This window comes from Mesorhizobium sp. WSM3866 (assembly GCF_002294795.1).
Taxonomy (GTDB): domain Bacteria; phylum Pseudomonadota; class Alphaproteobacteria; order Rhizobiales; family Rhizobiaceae; genus Mesorhizobium.
Map to the genome: position 1 here is coordinate 1 of NZ_NSGC01000054.1, position 1,314 is coordinate 1,314.

Here is a 1,314-nt window from a genome sequence, read left to right on the forward strand (position 1 = left end):
GTCGTCGATCGTGGCGTGGACAACGACTCGAATCCGACCGAGAACGACGGCAAGATCTATGAATTCCATTTGAACGATTGGCTGCTCGCCTGATCTGACTTCTCAGCCTTTTGGCTCACCGGGCTAATAGATCAGCGGCCGGCGACAGTCGAGGCATCCGCCCGGGACCGAGATGCTGACGTGCCGTTGTAACGTCCACCCGCCATGTTGGAGGTTCAAGCGGGTTCGACCTTTTAGCTTAATTTCCAAATATTAGCAGATGCGCATATAGTGGCTCGCCGGCTCTTACCCCTGCCGGCTAAGGCCCGGTGGGCCGGCCCCCCAAGCCACACCCAAAGGCTACCGGGCCACCCATCCGTCATATGGCGCGAAATGTGAGACCGCCAAGAGCCCGCTGGCTTGAGTGGACGAGCGGGCTCCGGGTCTGTGCAACCCAGCGAGGCGGGTCTCTGCAATCGCCGCGAGCCCAACCGGGACGGCTGGTAGAATGTTCCCGGCCTCCCCGTAGGCGCGATTGAGAAGTAAGCCGCTTGAAGTAGAACAGATCCGGCGACTGAGTCACTTGATGCGCGCGCTCCCCCGAAATGCTGATGCAGGGATGCCGCGACTGAATTGCCTTTGAATATTAGTTATGTCTAAACTCAACGTTTCGGCGCGGCATTAGGAGGCCCGTGCCGCGTTCCAATGATGCGGCGTGCGTAGCATGTCAGGAGGAACGAAATGAAAACGATCCTTATCGTCACGACAGCGCTTGCATTCGCAGTCTCCGCTCCCGCGTTTGCCGACCCTAAAGGCATCTCGACGACAACCACCAGTGAACAGGGACACAGCGGAAACCCACCCAACAACGATAATGGGACGACAACGACAACGACATCGACCGGACCGAGCGGGCAGATCAATAACGGCAAGACCGACTGCAATAACTGCTCAACGTCGACCACGACGACCGGACCGGGGAATAGTAACTGATTACGACCTGTCATGCGGGGAACCGCGGACATGTGAAGACCATCTGGTGAAGGGAGTGGGATATTCTATTGGGATACCCCACCCTCTTTCGGTTCAAAAGCGCCCCTTAAGCCGAACCTGATGCTGGCGAGGAAACCGCGGCGGCTGGTTGCCACCTAGGCCACCCCTACCTGCCACCTCGCGCGTGCGTGAGTGACCGGTACCTGTCTCTCAACCCGCCAAGCCGCCCCCACGGTGCTGCATCGCTTCGCTCACGAACTCGAAATGCGCATTTCGCAAAAGCCGGACAGGGGTTCCGCTAATTCCCGGACAGTGGTTTCGCTAATGTCGGGACAGTCTGGC

At 58.7% G+C, this 1,314-nt stretch carries 1 protein-coding gene; it reads left to right on the top strand.

Annotated elements, in window-relative coordinates; all coding sequences use genetic code 11:
• Nucleotides 1-720 precede the first annotated feature (720 nt).
• Nucleotides 721-972 (top strand): hypothetical protein, encoded by a 252-nt coding sequence (locus CK222_RS32120; RefSeq protein ID WP_127239571.1) that lies wholly within the window; start codon nucleotides 721-723, stop codon nucleotides 970-972.
• The last annotated feature ends 342 nt before the right edge of the window (nucleotides 973-1,314 follow it).